General features: G+C 67.5%; 12 protein-coding genes. 11 read left to right on the top strand and 1 reads right to left on the bottom strand.

All coding sequences use genetic code 11. The features are described from left to right. Positions 1 to 147: 147 nt before the first annotated feature. The 5 genes from ABZ887_RS01095 to ABZ887_RS01075 all read left to right on the top strand — a co-directional run bounded on the left by ABZ887_RS01095 (position 148) and on the right by ABZ887_RS01075 (position 4,729). The gene (locus ABZ887_RS01095) at positions 148 to 507 is read left to right on the top strand and encodes a nuclear transport factor 2 family protein (protein WP_361281502.1); all 360 of its coding nucleotides are present in this window, start codon (positions 148 to 150) and stop codon (positions 505 to 507) included. A 186-nt stretch (positions 508 to 693) separates the two neighbouring features. After that, complete coding sequence (locus ABZ887_RS01090; RefSeq protein WP_361281500.1) at positions 694 to 3,048, top strand: SpoIIE family protein phosphatase; 2,355 nt, start codon at positions 694 to 696, stop codon at positions 3,046 to 3,048. 187 nt (positions 3,049 to 3,235) lie between these two features. Continuing rightward, positions 3,236 to 4,231, top strand: coding sequence for an LLM class flavin-dependent oxidoreductase (locus tag ABZ887_RS01085; protein WP_361281498.1), 996 nt, complete (start codon positions 3,236 to 3,238; stop codon positions 4,229 to 4,231). 108 nt (positions 4,232 to 4,339) lie between these two features. Next, the gene (locus tag ABZ887_RS01080; RefSeq protein ID WP_361281495.1) at positions 4,340 to 4,471 is read left to right on the top strand and encodes a MerR family DNA-binding transcriptional regulator; all 132 of its coding nucleotides are present in this window, start codon (positions 4,340 to 4,342) and stop codon (positions 4,469 to 4,471) included. 102 nt (positions 4,472 to 4,573) lie between these two features. Continuing rightward, positions 4,574 to 4,729: a hypothetical protein gene (locus tag ABZ887_RS01075; RefSeq protein ID WP_361281493.1), complete on the top strand. Its 156-nt coding sequence runs from the start codon at positions 4,574 to 4,576 to the stop codon at positions 4,727 to 4,729. A gap of 218 nt (positions 4,730 to 4,947) precedes the next feature. Here the strand turns inward: ABZ887_RS01075 and ABZ887_RS01070 are convergent, their stop codons facing one another. Further along, positions 4,948 to 5,943, bottom strand: coding sequence for an LLM class flavin-dependent oxidoreductase (locus ABZ887_RS01070; protein ID WP_361281491.1), 996 nt, complete (start codon positions 5,941 to 5,943; stop codon positions 4,948 to 4,950). Positions 5,944 to 6,631: 688 nt separating this feature from the next. Here ABZ887_RS01070 and ABZ887_RS01065 point away from each other — a divergent pair. The 6 genes from ABZ887_RS01065 (at position 6,632) to ABZ887_RS01040 (ending at position 15,648) form a co-directional block, all read left to right on the top strand. Next, positions 6,632 to 7,765 (top strand): LacI family DNA-binding transcriptional regulator, encoded by a 1,134-nt coding sequence (locus ABZ887_RS01065; protein ID WP_361281489.1) that lies wholly within the window; start codon positions 6,632 to 6,634, stop codon positions 7,763 to 7,765. A gap of 396 nt (positions 7,766 to 8,161) precedes the next feature. After that, positions 8,162 to 9,550 carry an extracellular solute-binding protein gene (locus ABZ887_RS01060; RefSeq protein WP_361281487.1) on the top strand — a complete coding sequence of 463 codons (1,389 nt, stop codon included), beginning with the start codon at positions 8,162 to 8,164 and terminating at the stop codon, positions 9,548 to 9,550. A 197-nt stretch (positions 9,551 to 9,747) separates the two neighbouring features. Continuing rightward, positions 9,748 to 10,572, top strand: coding sequence for a sugar ABC transporter permease (locus tag ABZ887_RS01055; protein WP_361282400.1), 825 nt, complete (start codon positions 9,748 to 9,750; stop codon positions 10,570 to 10,572). Continuing rightward, positions 10,569 to 11,507, top strand: coding sequence for a carbohydrate ABC transporter permease (locus ABZ887_RS01050; protein ID WP_361281484.1), 939 nt, complete (start codon positions 10,569 to 10,571; stop codon positions 11,505 to 11,507). Before ABZ887_RS01055 ends, ABZ887_RS01050 begins: the two co-directional genes overlap by 4 nt. A gap of 47 nt (positions 11,508 to 11,554) precedes the next feature. Beyond that, positions 11,555 to 13,708 carry a beta-galactosidase gene (locus tag ABZ887_RS01045; RefSeq protein ID WP_361281482.1) on the top strand — a complete coding sequence of 718 codons (2,154 nt, stop codon included), beginning with the start codon at positions 11,555 to 11,557 and terminating at the stop codon, positions 13,706 to 13,708. A gap of 134 nt (positions 13,709 to 13,842) precedes the next feature. Then, entirely contained in the window at positions 13,843 to 15,648 is a 1,806-nt protein-coding gene (locus ABZ887_RS01040) for an RICIN domain-containing protein (RefSeq protein ID WP_361281480.1), read from the top strand. Positions 15,649 to 15,754 lie beyond the last annotated feature (106 nt).

Here is a 15,754-nt window from a genome sequence, read left to right as displayed (position 1 = left end):
GCAGCACCACACCCCAAGATCCAAGCCACAGCAACCCGGCCCCTCCTTGTCATGAACGCCTTGACGCCTGACGGCCCGCCCAGTAGACCTTCACCTTGTCGTTCGCCCGACTAAGTCGGTTGGCTAAATTCGATGACAGGAGCCCACATGCTGACGAACAAAATCATCAGCCGCTTCAGTGACGCCTTCGCCAAGCACGACGCGACCGTGCTACCTCAACTGGTGGACGCGGACTGCGTCATGGAGACGGCCGATCCCGCACCGGACGGCGCTCGGATCGTGGGCCGGGAGGCCTGCCTAGCGTTCTGGCAGACGATCGTGCATGATCACACCACGCAGTTCGAGCCAGAGGAGATCGTCGCGGTCGCGAATGATCGCGGTGCCCTGCGCTGGCGGTATCAGTACGGCCCCGGCGAACGCGACTACAACCGTGGCGTCACCCTCATCCGGGTGCGCGACGGCATGCTCGTGGAAGCACTCATCTACAGCAAGACACCCGGCAGCTGATCCTGCCCCTGTCGCGCCCCGACGCGTCAACAGCGCGAGACGAGCGACTCCTCACTCTCTATGTACAGCGTCCGCTACGGGCGGGCCGGGCCGTGGCGGACTTCGTAGGCCCTTCGAACCCAGATGGCAAGGCGACAGGCGGCGAGTAATCTGCTGACAGGAGCACGGATCCACGACAGGACTCCCATGGCGACAGCCGGTATTCCGGAGCCCAACGCGCCAGGCGACCCGTTCGACGCGCGGACGGCGGCCACAGTGGTGCTGGATCGCCATGGCGCAGTCCTCGCGTGGAATGACGCCGCGCGCACGGCGTACGGCTTCACCGCCGAAGAGGTCAGGGATGGCGCTGTCCAGGAGATCCTGTTCGACTCCGAAAGCGACTGGCCGAGCCTGCTCATCGCCGCCGAGCCCCCCGGACCTTTCACCCAGGCGTATTCACTGCGCCACCGCGACGGCGGCACCGTGCGTACGTTGCTGCATGCGTCCCCTTTGGAATCCCCGGGTGCCGGGCTCGTCTGGCTGGTGACGCTGGTACCCGAGGCCCGATTGAAGCACTGGGTCACCGACCAAGCGATGCTCCACGGCTTGTTCACCCAGTCCCCCATCGTTCTGACGGTTTACGGGCCGGACGGCCGTGTGAGCTGGGTGAACGCCGCTTTGGACGCGCAGATGGGCACGCCAGAAGAATGGGTCGGCAAGCACGTCAGAGACATGCTCCCCGGTGGCGAGGTGCTCTCCCCCACCCATCCCGACTCGTTGGAGAACGCGGTCGAAGAGGTGCTGCTCACGGGAAAGCCACTCTTCGACGTGCACTTTCGCAGCCCCCTACGAGGCGACCCGACTCATCAACGCGTCTGGTCCTGCTCCTACTTCCGACTTGAGGACGGTCAGGGGCACACGCTCGGCGTGTGTGAAAGCGCGTTCGACATCACCGAGCGGTACGAAGCCCATAGACGGCTCGCTCTACTCAGCCGAGCCAGCACGATCGGGCTCAGCCTGAACGTGGAACAGACGGCAGAAGACCTGGCCGCGCTGGTAGTCCCGGAGTTCTCCGACAGCGCCCGGGTCGAGGTAGCCGAATGGGTGCTGGCGGGAGACCAGCCCTCGGCCGCCGTCGCCGAACTCCCCCGGACGATGCGCACGATCGCCGAGCGTGCCGCCGACAGCGCCGCAGCCCTCCCTTCCTACACACCCGCAAACGCCGGAAGCTGGATGCGTCTGACGCTTCCATTGCGGGCCGGGGCAGCGCTGTTGGGCAGGGTGACGTTCCTGCGGACCGCGTTCAGGGACCCGTTCGACGAAGCGGACCGTGCTCTGGCCGCAGAGCTGGTGTCACACACGGCCGTCAGCATCGACAACGCACACCGCTACGCACGCGAGCGCAAGACCGCGCTCACACTCCAACGCACCCTCCTTCCACCCGCGCTGCCGGCGCCCACTGGTGTGGAGGTCGCCCACTATTACGCTCCGGCGGCAGGCCCCATGGGCGTCGGCGGCGACTGGTACGACGTGATCCCCCTTTCGGGCGCCCGGGTGGGACTCGTGGTGGGAGACGTTGTGGGCCATGGCGTGAACGCCGCAGCCACCATGGGCCGGCTGCGTACGACCGTGAGTGCTCTGGCTGCTCTCGATCTCGACCCCGGTGAGCTGCTGATGCGATTGGACGACCTGGTCGCTCAGGCCCGTATCGGCATCCACCCGGTCCAGCCGGTTGCCGAAGAGGATCCCGCTACGGGGGCTCGCTGTCTGTACGCCGTGTACGACCCGGCTTCCGGCCGGTGCTCGCTGGCGAGCGCGGGCCACCTGCCTCCGGTGGTGGCCCGGCCCGACGGGACACCCGAACCTCTCGCCATGGCCGTGGGACCTCCCCTGGGCCTCGGAGGGCTGCCCTTCGAGGTCACCGAACTCGACCTGCCTGAGGGAAGCGTCCTGGCCCTGTTCACTGACGGGCTTGTTCAGCAGGGGGACGGCGACCCCATGGCCGGCGTGACGGACGTATGCCAGGTCCTACGACAGGAGAAGCTGCCTCTGTCACACGCCTGTGAGCAGATCGCTTCGCGTACAGCGTCGACCGGCCCCGCTCGGGACGACGCGGCGTTGCTGCTGGTCCGCGTACACACACTCGCCGATCAAGCCATGGTGAGCTGGGCCATCCCGCCCGACCCCGCCGAGGTGGCCGGCGCACGTCGACAGGTCTCGCACCAGCTGACTCGCTGGGGGCTGGACGAGGTGGCCTTCGTCGTCGAGCTGGTCGTCAGCGAACTGGTCACCAACGCCATCCGCTACGGAGGTGCCCCTGTCCGGCTGCGACTGCTGTGGGACCAATACCACACCCTGATCTGCGAGGTCTCGGACGGTGGGCACACCTCCCCGCATCTCCGGCGGGCCGGCCTCTTCGACGAGGGCGGTCGTGGACTCTTCCTGGTGGCCCAGTTCACGGACCGCTGGGGCACTCGCTACACCGCTGACGGCAAGACCATCTGGGCCGAAGTGCCGCTTGCGACACCTGTGTTGGATGTTGTCGCATCCATGTTCGAGTGAGCTGAACGGACCGCGGCAAGTCGCTGCCGCGGACTGTCAGGACCAGTGACGCGCCCGTGCGGCCCGGAGGGGAAGAGCGTCCGCGTGGCCCACCTCAGTGATCCTTCGCTTGACCTTGACATCGATGTGAATGCCTACGGTGGCCATCATTCGCCTCTGAACACGCACCACGAAGGGCATGTCCGTCATGACGAAGACCCCTCACGTCAAGCTGTCCGTCCTTGACGTCGCCCCCATCCGAAAGAACGGGACCGCAGCCGAGACCCTGCGCGAGACCATAGCGCTGGGGCGCGAAACAGACGCGATGGGATACCACCGCTACTGGATCGCCGAGCACCACAACATGCCCGCGGTCGCCTCCTCCGCCACCTCCGTGCTCATCGGTCAGGTCGCCGCCGCCACGTCCCGCATCCGGGTCGGCTCGGGCGGCATCATGCTCCCGAACCACGCGCCCTACGTGGTCGCCGGGCAGTTCGGCACCCTTGAGAGCCTCCACCCGGGCCGCATCGACCTGGGCCTGGGACGTGCTCCTGGAACCGACCCATGGACCGCACGAGCGCTGCGTCGCGGCGAGACGAACGGCAAGGACTTTCCTGGCCAAGTCGCAGAGGTGCGTCGTTACTTGGGCACAGCAACACCGACTCAGAAGGTACGGGCGATTCCCGGCGAGGGCACTCACGTCCCCGTCTACATCCTCGGCTCGTCCACGTTCGGCGCCGCGCTCGCAGCGCAGGAGGGCCTCCCGTTCGCCTTCGCCTCGCACTTCGCACCCGACCAGCTGCAGATGGCGCTCGAGATCTACCGCGACCACTTCCGCCCCTCCGAGCAATTGGAGAAGCCGCACGCGATCGTCGGCGTGAACGCCCTCGTCGCCGACACCGACCAAGAAGCGCGGCGACTGTTCACTACGCTGCAGCAGAAGTTCCTCACCCACGGCCGCGGCGGCGTGGAGTTCCTGCCCCCAGTGGACGACATCTCCCCGCTGTGGAACCCCCAGGAGGAGGCGACTGTCAACGCGATGCTGCGTGTATCCGCGGTGGGCTCGCCACAGACGGTACGGGCCCAGTTGATGGACATCGTCAAGAGCACCAGGGCGGACGAACTGATCGTCCAGACGGAGACGTGGGATTTCGAGGCCCGCCTGCGCAGTTACGCACTCCTCGCCGAGCTCTGGGCCAATTGACGAGACGGTCTGCCGTGTACCGACGCAGCAGGTTCTCGGCTCGCACCCTCTGTGTCAGTAAACTTGCACATCAATGTCAATGTTGAGCCCAGCCGTAAGTAGGTCAAGGTGAAGATCGGAGAGCTGTCTCATCGGACAGGCGTCAGCACACGCCTGCTCCGCTACTACGAACAGCAGGGGCTGCTCCATCCCAGCCGACTACCCAACGGCTACCGCGACTTCCACGAGCACGCGGTGTAACGGGTCGAGCAGGTTCGTGATCTGCTCAAGGCAGGCCTGAGCACCGAGGTCATCCGCGAACTCCTGCCGTGCTTCACCGGATCTGGGCCAACGATGCGCCCGGTGGTCGACGACTGGGTGGCGGGCAGCCTGACCCGGGAGCTCAGAGAGATCGAGCAGCGCATCGAGACTCTGACCCGCAACCGCGACGCCATTCGCACGTATTTGTCCCAGTCGGTCCAGAGCGAAGACTTGCCGGGGCAGGCGGCGGCCGCCTGATACAGGAGCAGAACTCGTAAGAGACCCCAGCACTCCGACCTCTTGACCAGATCCGACGTACCACTGTGGCTCTCGCCACCTTGCTGAGTCGTTGCGGGCCGACTGCACGACATCTCAGAGATCAGGAAGCTGCTGGGCGCTGCGCGGCTACTGACGGTTAATGCATCGGCGGCGTAGGCAAGACACGGTGGCCATGGAAGCGGCCCACAGACGGATGTTCAGTCGGCCCACAGGCTAGCGATCAGTTCGTACGAGCGTGCCCGCGCCTGCGGGTCGTACGGCTCGGACATGAGGATCAGCTCGCGAGCGCCGGTGCGGGCGACCAGGTCCTCCAGCTGCGGCCGTACGGTGTCGGGCGTGCCGACGTACGACTCGGCCAGCAGTTCGCCTACCGCCGTGGCCTCCTCCGGGCTCCACAGCGGATCCATGTCATCGACGGGCGGGTCGACCGGGCGCATGGGGCCTCGCACAGCGTGCAGGAACCTCTGCTGGACCGAGGTGAAGAGGTGCGCGGCTTCCGCGTCTGTGTCTGCGAGGACGGCGTGGGCCGAGACCATCGCGTAGGGCTCGTCCTGCGCCTGCGACGGTTGGAAGGTGGAGTGGTACAGGTCCATCGCCTCCTGCAGTCGCGCCGGTGCGAAATGGCCGGCGAAGCCGAAGGGCATGCCCTGGTGCGCGGCGAGGCGAGCGCTGTAGAGGCCGGATCCGAGGAAGTGGATCGGAACCCGGCTCCCCTCCCCCGGTACTGCGTGCACCCGGGGGTCGGTGCCGTGCAGATAGGTAAGGAGTTCGTCGAGCAGTTCGGCGAAGTCCGCGCCGTCGGTGCGGCCCCGCCGGATGGCCGCCGCCGTCCATGCGTCCGCGCCAGGAGCACGGCCCAGTCCGAGGGCGAAGCGACCGGGGTGCAGCGCGTCGAGGGTTCCGATCTGCTCGGCCACGACGAGCGGGGAGTAATTGGACAGGTTGAGGCTGGCGGTGCCGATGCCTATCCTCTCGGTCGCGGCGGCGACGGCTCCGGCCAGAACGATGTTCGCCGAGCTCGCCATGGTCTGGAAGTTGTGGTGCTCAGCCAGCCAGTAACGATGGAAGCCGAGACGGTCGGCGTGAGCAGCGAGCGTGACAGTGTTCGCCAGCCCATCCTGCGCGGTGTACCCACGTCGGATGGGGGCGTTGTCGAGCAGGGAAAGCGCCGGGGCATCGCGCGTTGGGGACACGGGCTGTACCTCTGGTGCGAGAGCGGTCAGGCCAGGCGGCGCGCCCCGGATGTCGTCCGGGTGCCCGGCCCGGGGGCCACGGAGCCGCGTGATCCGAACCTAGAGCTTCACATCAATGGGAAGGTCAAGCGCGGGCCACGCCACGACGACTCCCCGCGGTACGACAGACGCCCCGACCGTATCGAACGGGCGTGGCGTGTACGACTGTTGCTGCGGTCTAGTTGAGCAAATTCCCATCAGGCAGTCATCGTCTACTCCGGCCGGTAGCAGCGGCGCCCACGGGCTGGCGAGAGGGTGATCGGGCACCTCCAGGTGGTCCGCCCACCCGTCCGCCGCGAAGGTGATCACCTCGCCAGCCTCCTGCTGACCTGGCAACGGGAACGTCTGTACGAAGTGACTCCGCGTCGGCCGGTGCAGAGTCACGGTCTGCGTCGAAAACCCGGGTGGGACATCCCGCCGAGATGCCTACGCAGTCAGAGGTGGACCGGTCAAGACCTCGGGCTCATTCGTTGCCATTCCGTCAGCACGTTATCGACAGGCCGAACGGCAGGTTCGTATGACGTTACGAATGTGTTCTGAACACTTGACGACCTTCGCCTGACTGCGTAGACATGGCAACGCAGTCAGACGGCGCAGTCAGACGAAATTCGGCTGATGCCGCCTGGGATCACGATCGTCGGGAGACACCATGGCACGAGGGGCAGGACGGGGCGGAAGTTCCGGCGCACCGCGCAGCGTGGACGTGGCCCAGCTGGCTGGTGTTTCGCAGAAGACGGTGTCCCGGGTCTTCAACGACGAGCCGTATGTCTCCGCCGATGTACGCCGACGAGTTCTCGAAGCCGCCGCAGAGCTCGGCTACCGGTTGAACAACGCCGCCCGAGCACTCGCCTCCGGGCGCACTCGCCACATCGGTGTCGTGACGCTGGGAACCGCTCTGTACGGGCCCGCCTCACTGATCATGGGGGTCGAACGCGCCGTACGGGACACCGGCTACGCCCTGCGTGTGGTCAACACCGTGGAGGGAGACGCAGCGGGAATCGGCGGGGCCGTCGACTCCCTCCTCGACCAGGGTGTGGACGGCATCGTCATCTCCGAGCCGATCGACGACGGACAGGACGGAGTCCTCGCAGACCGTCTCGACGTACCCGTCCTCGTTCTGGGGGCGCCGCCCTTCCCCGTACCCAGGGCGCTGGCCGCCGGTGTCGGTGCCGACCTGATGGCGCAGACGGCGACCGAGCATCTGCTGGACCTCGGGCATCAGACGGTCCATCATCTCGCCGGTCCGCAACGGTGGTACTCCGCACGGGACCGTATGGAGGGCTGGCGGTCCGTGCTCATCGAAAAGGGCAGGGCGGTGCCGCCGGTGATCGAAGGCGACTGGTCGGCGGCCTCCGGTTACGCGGCGGGCCGCGAAATGGCCACTGCCGACGACATGACCGCGGTGTTCGCCGCCAACGACGACATGGCGATCGGCCTTGTCCGGGCTCTGACGGAGGCCGGCCTACGCGTGCCGGAGGACGTCAGCGTCGTGGGCTTCGACGACATCCCCGTCGCGGCCTATGTGTCTCCTCCTCTCACCACGGTGCGTCAGCCTTTCGATGTCGTGGCACAGGAGGGCATCAAACGCCTCGTGCACACCATCGAGAACCCGCAGGCGGACCCCTTGCCGGCGAGTGAACCACCGGTGGACCTCGTGGTCCGCGCCTCCACCGCGGCCCCGCCGCCCCGGCCCCCCCGAGGGCGCGGCCGACGTACCGCTTCTCGCCTGAGCGGGGAACGGCACGGTCAGTCCCTGGACGGAGGTCCGTCCGCCCATGACTGACCAGAGCAGATCAGCCCGAGCCGGACCCTTCGGCGCCGGGCCCGGGATCACCTGGCGAGCCGCCGTACCGGTCCCTGCACCCATCGCCCATACCCAGGCCGCGTCCGCCCAGTTCACGGAGACCCCGTTACACGGGCGACGCGTCCCCCCACGCGGCTGCCGCTGACCAGGTTCGCCGCAACAGTTCTCCGCTCCATCCCGTGCCTTCCCCGGCTACCGGCTTCCCGCTCGACAGCAGCCGAACGCCTGCGGACGAAGGCCCCGAGGACGTAAGCCCACGCCCTGTCGACCTCAGTGTCCTGGCCGTCGCGTCCGAGCCCTCTCCTCCCTCGTCACCCCTTTTTCCGCACGCCGTCGTCCGGCGTGCCTTTCACTCAGTCTTCGGCGGGAGTTCCCATGCGCAGATCCAACTCCACACCCAGTCCTTCCCAGATGAGCCGTCGGCTCTTCCTCACCGCCGCAGGAGCGGTCTCGTTGGGCGCCGCCCTGACCGCGTGCGGCGGCGGCGACTCCGGCGGCTCGTCCGGGTCCGCCAAGCCGGTCAGCCAGGCCGACATCGACAAGGCGATGAAGACGCCGACCCAGCTGACGTTCTGGACCTGGGTCCCCAACATCGCCAAGGAGGTCGCCCTCTTCGAGAAGAAGTACCCGGCGATCAAGGTCAAGGTCGTCAACGCCGGTCAGGGCACCCCGCAGTACACCAAGCTGCGCACCGCGCTGAAGGCCGGCAGCGGCGCTCCGGACATGGTGCAGATCGAGTACCAGGCCATCCCGACCTTCACCATCACCGACAGCCTGCTGGATCTACGGCCGTACGGCGCGTCCGCCCTCAAGAGCCGCTTCGTGGACTGGACTTGGGGCCAGGTCAGCGGCAGCGACGGTGAGGTGTGGGCGATCCCGCAGGACACCGGTCCGATGGGCATGCTGTACCGCAAGGACATCTTCGACAAGCACGGCATCGAAGTCCCGGAGACCTGGGAGGAGTTCGCCGAGGCGGCCCGCAAGCTCCACAAGGCCGACCCCGACATCTACCTCACCAACCTCGCGGCCAACCAGCCCGCCGCCTGGCACGGCCTGCTGTGGCAGGCGGGCGCCAAGCCGTATGTCACCGCCGGCAAGGGCGACATCACCATCAGCGTCGACGACGCGGTCTCGAAGAAGCTCGGCGAGTACTGGGGCGCTCTCGCGAAGGAGGGGGTCATCGGGGTCGAGCCGGACTTCAGCGACTCCTGGTACGCGGCCCTCAACAAGGGCAAGTACGCCACCTGGCTCACCGCGGCCTGGGGTCCGGTCTTCCTCTCCGGATCCGCCAAGTCCACCGCCGGCAAGTGGCGGGCGGCGCCGCTGCCGCAGTGGGACGTGGCCAAGCCCAGCTCGGGCAACTGGGGCGGTTCCACCACCGCGGTCATCCGCTCCACCAAGAACCCCATCGCGGCGGCGATGTTCGCCCAGTTCCTCAACAGCGACCCGGCGAGCGCCAAGATGTTCGCGACCGAGCAGTTCTTCTTCCCCGCCACCAAGGCCCTGCTCACCGACGCGTCGTTCACCGGTGACGCACCCACCTTCTACGGCGGCCAGAAGGTCAACCAGGTCTTCGCCGATATCGGCGACACCGTCTCGCCCTCCTTCCAGTGGCCGCCCTTCCTCGACCAGGCGGCGACCGACTGGACCGAGACGGTCGGCACATCACTGGCCGACAAGTCCGACACGGTCGCGGCGCTCGGCACCTGGCAGGAGCGGCTCATCACGTACGCCAAGAAGCAGGGCTTCACCGTCCACTCCTGACGGTTCGCTGGGTCCCGCGCGGCGGCGCGGAGCCCGCCCGCCTCACTTCAGCCCAACCCCTCCCCCAGAAAGGGCCGATGATGACTGCCACAGCCGCGGCCTCTGCCAAGGGCCGGCGCCGAGACGGGCCGACACGCCCCCGGCGCGGTGGCAAGAGCCGCCGCATCTCGGCAGGGCCCCTGTTCGTCGCACCGTTCATGGTGCTGTTCCTGTTGCTGTTCCTCGCACCGCTCGGCTACGCCGCCTACCTGAGCCTCTTCCAGGAGCGCCTCATCGGCGGCACGGTGTTCGTGGGCCTCGACAACTACGCCCAGGCCCTCGGCGATTCGCAGTTCCTGCACGGCGTCGGACGGGTGGCGCTGTTCTTCCTCATGCAGGTGCCCCTCATGCTGCTGCTGGCGCTGCTGTTCGCGCTCGCCCTGGACAGCGGTCTGCTGCGGCTCGCCCGGGTGATCCGGCTCGGCATCTTCGTGCCGTACGCCGTGCCCAGCGTGGTCGCCACCCTCATGTGGGGCTACCTCTACGGCCCGGACTTCGGCCCGTTCGCCCAGCTGAGCCGGAACCTGGACCTGCCGGTCCCGGACTTCCTGAGCGACGGCTGGATGCTCGGCAGCCTCGCGAACATCGTGACCTGGGAGTTCGTCGGCTACAACATGATCATCCTGTACGCCGCCCTGCGCACCGTTCCCACCGAGCTGTACGAGGCGGCGGCGGTAGACGGCGCGGGTGCCTGGCGTATCGCGTGGTCCATCAAACTCCCGGCCCTGCGACCGGCGTTGCTGCTCACCCTGTTGTTCTCCGTGATCGGCAGCTTCCAGCTCTTCAACGAACCCAAGCTCCTGATGAACGTCGCCCCGGACGTCATCAGCAGCTCCTACACCGCCAACCTCTACGCCTACTCCCTCTCCTTCACCGGCCAGCAGGTCAACTACGCGGCCACGGTGTCCTTCCTCCTCGGCCTCGCCATCGTGATCGCCTCCTACGGCGTCCTGCTCACCGCCAACCGCAGGAGGACCTCGTGACGACCCTCACTCCCCCGGCCGCCGTCGAACCGACCACGGGGCGAACCGCCAGCAAGGACCGCACAAAGCGCCACGGTCCGTCGTCACGTCGTCACAGCACCCCGCTGACGATCGCGATGCTCGCCGCCCTCGGCTACTTCCTCCTCCCCCTGTTCTGGCTGCTGATCGCGTCGACCAAGAGCACCCAGGACCTGTTCAACAGCTTCGGCCTGTGGTTCTCCCACGCCCCGCAGCTCCTGACGAACGTCAAGGAGACCTTCACCCAGGACGACGGCGTCTTCCTGCGCTGGCTGCTAAACACTGTCATGTATGCCGGCGTCAGCGCGGTCGGCGCCGCCCTGCTCGCCGCGGCCGGCGGCTACGGGTTCTCCAAGTTCCGCTTCCGCGGCAACCGAGCCGCCTTCAATCTCGTCCTCGGCGCAGTCATGGTGCCGACCACGGCCCTGGCGATCCCCACGTACTTGCTCTTCGCGAAGGCGGGCCTGGTCAACACCCCGTGGGCGATCATCCTGCCCTCGCTCGTCAACCCGTTCGGCCTGTACCTGATGCGCGTCTACGCCGAGGACGCCGTACCGGACAGCATCCTGGAGGCCGCCCGCATCGACGGTGCCGGCGAGGCCCGTATCTTCTTCCGGATCGTTCTGCGGCTGCTGGGCCCCGGACTGGTGACGGTCCTGCTGTTCACGCTCGTGGCGACCTGGAACAACTACTTCCTGCCGCTGATCATGCTCAACGACCCGGACCTGTACCCCATCACGGTCGGTCTCTCGTCCTGGGCCGCGCAGGCCCAGAACGGCGGAGCGGGCGCCAGCAGCGACATGCTCGCGCTCGTCGTGACCGGATCCCTGATCTCGATCCTGCCCCTCGTCGTGGCCTTCCTGATGCTCCAGCGCTACTGGCAGAGCGGTCTGGCCTCTGGCGGCGTCAAGCAGTAGCGGGCGTCCCTCCTTACCTTTCCCCGTCTCCTCGGAGGTTTCTCTTCATGGCGGCTCTGCCTGCCCGTGTCCTGTTCGGCGCCGCGTACTACCACGAGTACACGCCCGCCTACGACCCCGAACTGCGCCCCGACGAACGGCTGAAGACCGACCTGGACCTGATGGCCGAGGCGAACTTCACCGTGATCCGGGTGGGCGAGTCGGTCTGGTCGACCTGGGAGCCTTCGAACGGCCGCTTCGACCTCGACTGGCTGCAACCCGTCCTCGACGGCGCCCACGAGCGCGGCATCTCCGTCATTCTCGGCACACCGACCTACGCGGTGCCGCCGTGGCTGGCCCGCCAGTACCCGGAGATCACCGGTGAGCGGCGCACCGGCGAGCGCATCGGCTGGGGCGCCCGCCAGGAGGTCGACTTCACCCACCCCGCGTTCCGTTTCCACGCAGAACGGGTGATCCGCAAGATCGTCGCCCGGTACGCCGACCACCCGGCGATCATCGGCTGGCAGGTCGACAACGAACCGGGCCTGCACCTCTTCCACAACCACGGCGTCTTCCAGCGCTTCGTGGACCATCTGCGGGAGAAGTACGGCGACGTCGAGACCCTCAACCGCGAGTGGGGCCTGGTCTACTGGTCGCACCGTCTGTCGACCTGGGCCGACCTGTGGACCCCGGACGGCAACGAGCAGCCCCAGTACGACGTCGCCTGGCGGGAGTTCCAGGCTCGCCAGGTCACGGAGTTCATCGGCTGGCAGGCCGACATCGTCCGCGAGTATGCGCAGGACGGGCAGTTCGTCACGACGTGTATCTCCTACACCCGCCAGGGGGTGCAGGACGATGAGATGTCCGACCGCCTCGACATCGCCTCCGGCAACCCGTACTACGACATGCAGGACGGTCTGCTGCTGCCCGACCCGACACCGGACGAGCATGAGCAGGTCTGGAAGACCACCGGGGTGTGGTCGATGTACCAGACCGCAGACTGGATGTTCTCCTCCCGGCAGCAGCCGTTCCTCGTCACCGAGACCAACGCCAACTCCATCGGCTTCGCCTGGGACAACCGTCCGGGCTACGACGGGCAATGGCGGCAGGCCGCCTGGGCGCACGTGGCGCGCGGCGCCCGGATGATCGAGTACTGGCAGTGGCAGACCCTGCGCTTCGGCGCGGAGACGTACTGGGGCGGGGTGCTGCTGCACAGCGGACAGCCCGGCCGCACGTACGCCGAACTGGCCCGCCTGGGCGCCGAGTTCGACAAGGCTGGCCCGCTGGTCGCCGGGCTGGAGCCGGACGCCGACATCACCATGGTCTACTCGATGCCGAGCAAATGGCTGATGCAGAAGTACCCGCCGCTCGCCAAGCCCAACGGTGAACCCGACCCGGCGGCCTACCACCGCATCTTCGACCCCTTCTACCGCGGCGCCTTCGACGCCGGCCGCCAGGTCCGCATCGTCCACGCCCGCCAGTTGCACGACCCCAGCGGGCAGCGGGAGGGGATGACACCCGAGGAGGCCGTGCGACGCCATCCTGTCCTCGTCGCCCCCGCCCTGTACATCGTCGACGACGCCACACTCGACTGGCTCGCGGCCTACGCCCACGCGGGCGGCCACCTCGTGCTCGGCCCGCGCACCGCTTACGCCGACCACGAAGCCCGCGCCCGCACCGAACCGGCCCCCGGCCGTCTCACCGAGGCCGCGGGCGTCCGGTACGACGAGTTCAGCAACCTCACCCACGAAGTGCCGGTCCGTGTCGAGCCTGGCGGCTCGCTCAAGGCGGCCGGGGGCGCGAACGCGACGCACTGGATCGAGTGCCTCACGGCCGTTGACGCCGACGTGCTGGCCTCCTACGACCACCCGCACTTCGGCCGCTGGCCGGCCGTCACCACCCGTCAGCACGGCGCCGGTCGCATCACCTGCGTGGGCACCGTACCCGGTCGCGACCTCGCCCGGACACTCGCCGACTGGCTCACTCCTGCCGCACGCAGCGGGTGGCAGGGGCTCCCCGCCTCCGTGACCGCGACGACCGGTGTCTCCCCCGACGGACGCCGCGTCCACATCGTCCACAACTGGAGCTGGGAGTCCGCATACGCCCAGGCCCCGGTGGATCTGGCCGACATCCTGACCGACGATGCCGTGCCCGCCGGCGCCGTCCTGGATCTGGGTCCGTGGGACGTTCGCGTACTTGTCTCCACCGACAGCACTGACTGACCCCTTCGTTCAGAGTCCGCCCTCTTCCCGTCCGGCCATATGAGCAGTTGCCGCGCGGACCCACAGAGCAGGTCGCCGTTCCGGTGGCCGAAGTACCCCGGGCATCACCATGGTCATCCCCAGAAGGAGGAACTGTGCAGAGAAGAACCCTAGGGAAGGCGCTGGGCACCTTCGCCGCAGCGTCTGCGCTGCTTGCGATACCCGCGTCCGGTGCGCAGGCGTACAACCCGACGGGCGGCACCCTGTACCAGCTCGGCAGCGAGCCGTGCCTGAAGGGACGCGGCAACTGCGCCGTCTACCCCAAGTCGGCGCAGCTGCCGAGCGGTCGTCTGGTGGCCGCGTTCGAGAAGTCCACGGTGGTGGTGGAGACGGGAAGCGCCGACAAGCAGACGCTCCCGGTCTACAAGAGCGACGACGACGGCACATCGTGGCAGCCACTGTCCGAGGTCAAGGCGCCCGCGTACATGTCCAGTGACTCCAAGTACGCGAAGTACACGAGCAACTGGACCAACCCTTACCTCTACACGCTTCCGCAGGACGTCGGGGACCTGAAGCAGGGCACCCTGCTCCTCGCTACCGTCGTCTCGGGGGACGACTACTACTACAAGGAACACAAGGCAGCCGACCCGAACTGGACCCCGTCGAACGACGGAGACCGCAAGGACCTGGCGATCGCCCTGTACTCCAGCACCGACGACGGCGCGACCTGGAAGATCCTCAACATCGTCGCCACCGGCGGCTGGCAGGGCGGCAGCGCGGGTGCCACCGGCCAGAACATCGCGAACGCCAACACGAACAGGCAGGTGGATCCCCTCTGGGAGCCCTACCTCATGGTCTACAAGGGCCAGCTCGTCTGCTACTACTCCGACGAGAACGACTACACCGGATTCAACGCGACCACCGGCGTCCCCACCCTGGACCCGGCGAACGACACCGCCACGGACTCCCTCGGCCAGATCCTCGTTCACAAGACGTGGGACGGGCGCGGCACGAACTGGAGTGCTCCCGTCGTCGACATCGCCGGTCTGACCAAGGACATGGGCGGCGGCAAGACGGAGATCGGAGACGGCCGCCCTGGCATGACGAACGTCGTCCGAACGACGGACGGCAAGTGGATGATCACTTACGAGTACTGGGGCGGCGGTGCCAACACCCGGTACAAGATCGCCGATGACCCACTGAAGTTCTACACCGGGTCAACCACTGGCACGGGGGTCAACTCCCTTCCGGTGGACACCGGTTCACGCACTCTGGCAATGAGTGGCAGCCCGGTGCTCATCAGGCTTCCCGGTGGCCGCCTGGTCTACAACGCCGCGGGCAGCGGGAGCGTCTGGGTCAACGAGAGCGGACGCAGCGACGGGACGTGGAAGGAGTACCAGACGCCCTCGCAAGCCGGCTACAGCCGCAGCCTTCAGTACGTCGACGGCACCGGCCGCATCTCCATTCTCAACAACCAGGGCACATCCACCCTCAAGTTCGCCGAAGTCGACCTCGGCCACACCGCCGGCGCCTACTACCAGCTCGTGAACCGCAAAACGGACCAGGTGATCGGCACGGGAAACAAGACCAACGACGCGAACCTCGGCAACGGCGACGTACCCGACGTCCGTCTGGAGGCCCCCGGCTCGGCGGCGAACGCAGACACCCAGTTCTGGCACCTGACGACGGAACCCAGTGGCGGTGTGACGCTGCTGAACAAGTCAGGCGGGCGTGCGGCGGCCATCTGGACGGGCAACGCGACGGCCGGGCAGAAGATCGGCCAGTGGGTGGACAACAGCAGCGCGGGCAGCTGGAACCTCATCAAGACCAGCGACGGGTTCTACAAACTGCAGTCCGTCAAGAACACTGGCCTCTACCTGACCGGCGCCTCCGCCGGAGCGCAACTGACCTTGCAGTCCGCGACCACGGACGGTTCCCAGGACTGGGAGCTTGTCCAGTAGCCCCCTGCCCCGCGTCGCCTTGCACATGTCGCGCAGCCTGACCCGCGTCTGTCCCTCCTCGGACAGCGCGGGTCAGCACCGTCACACCATTCGGCCCCAGCGCCGC

Source organism: Streptomyces sp. NPDC047061 (genome assembly GCF_040643955.1).
Taxonomy (GTDB): domain Bacteria; phylum Actinomycetota; class Actinomycetes; order Streptomycetales; family Streptomycetaceae; genus Streptomyces.
This window is presented reverse-complemented; position numbering and strand designations above follow the sequence as displayed.

Coding starts and splice junctions, on each gene's coding strand:
- ABZ887_RS01055 (WP_361282400.1), top strand. CDS start 9,748: ATGGTGCTGTTCCTGTTGCTGTTCCTCGCACCGCTCGGCTACGCCGCC.
- ABZ887_RS01090 (WP_361281500.1), top strand. CDS start 694: ATGGCGACAGCCGGTATTCCGGAGCCCAACGCGCCAGGCGACCCGTTC.
- ABZ887_RS01060 (WP_361281487.1), top strand. CDS start 8,162: ATGCGCAGATCCAACTCCACACCCAGTCCTTCCCAGATGAGCCGTCGG.
- ABZ887_RS01095 (WP_361281502.1), top strand. CDS start 148: ATGCTGACGAACAAAATCATCAGCCGCTTCAGTGACGCCTTCGCCAAG.
- ABZ887_RS01085 (WP_361281498.1), top strand. CDS start 3,236: ATGACGAAGACCCCTCACGTCAAGCTGTCCGTCCTTGACGTCGCCCCC.
- ABZ887_RS01065 (WP_361281489.1), top strand. CDS start 6,632: ATGGCACGAGGGGCAGGACGGGGCGGAAGTTCCGGCGCACCGCGCAGC.
- ABZ887_RS01045 (WP_361281482.1), top strand. CDS start 11,555: ATGGCGGCTCTGCCTGCCCGTGTCCTGTTCGGCGCCGCGTACTACCAC.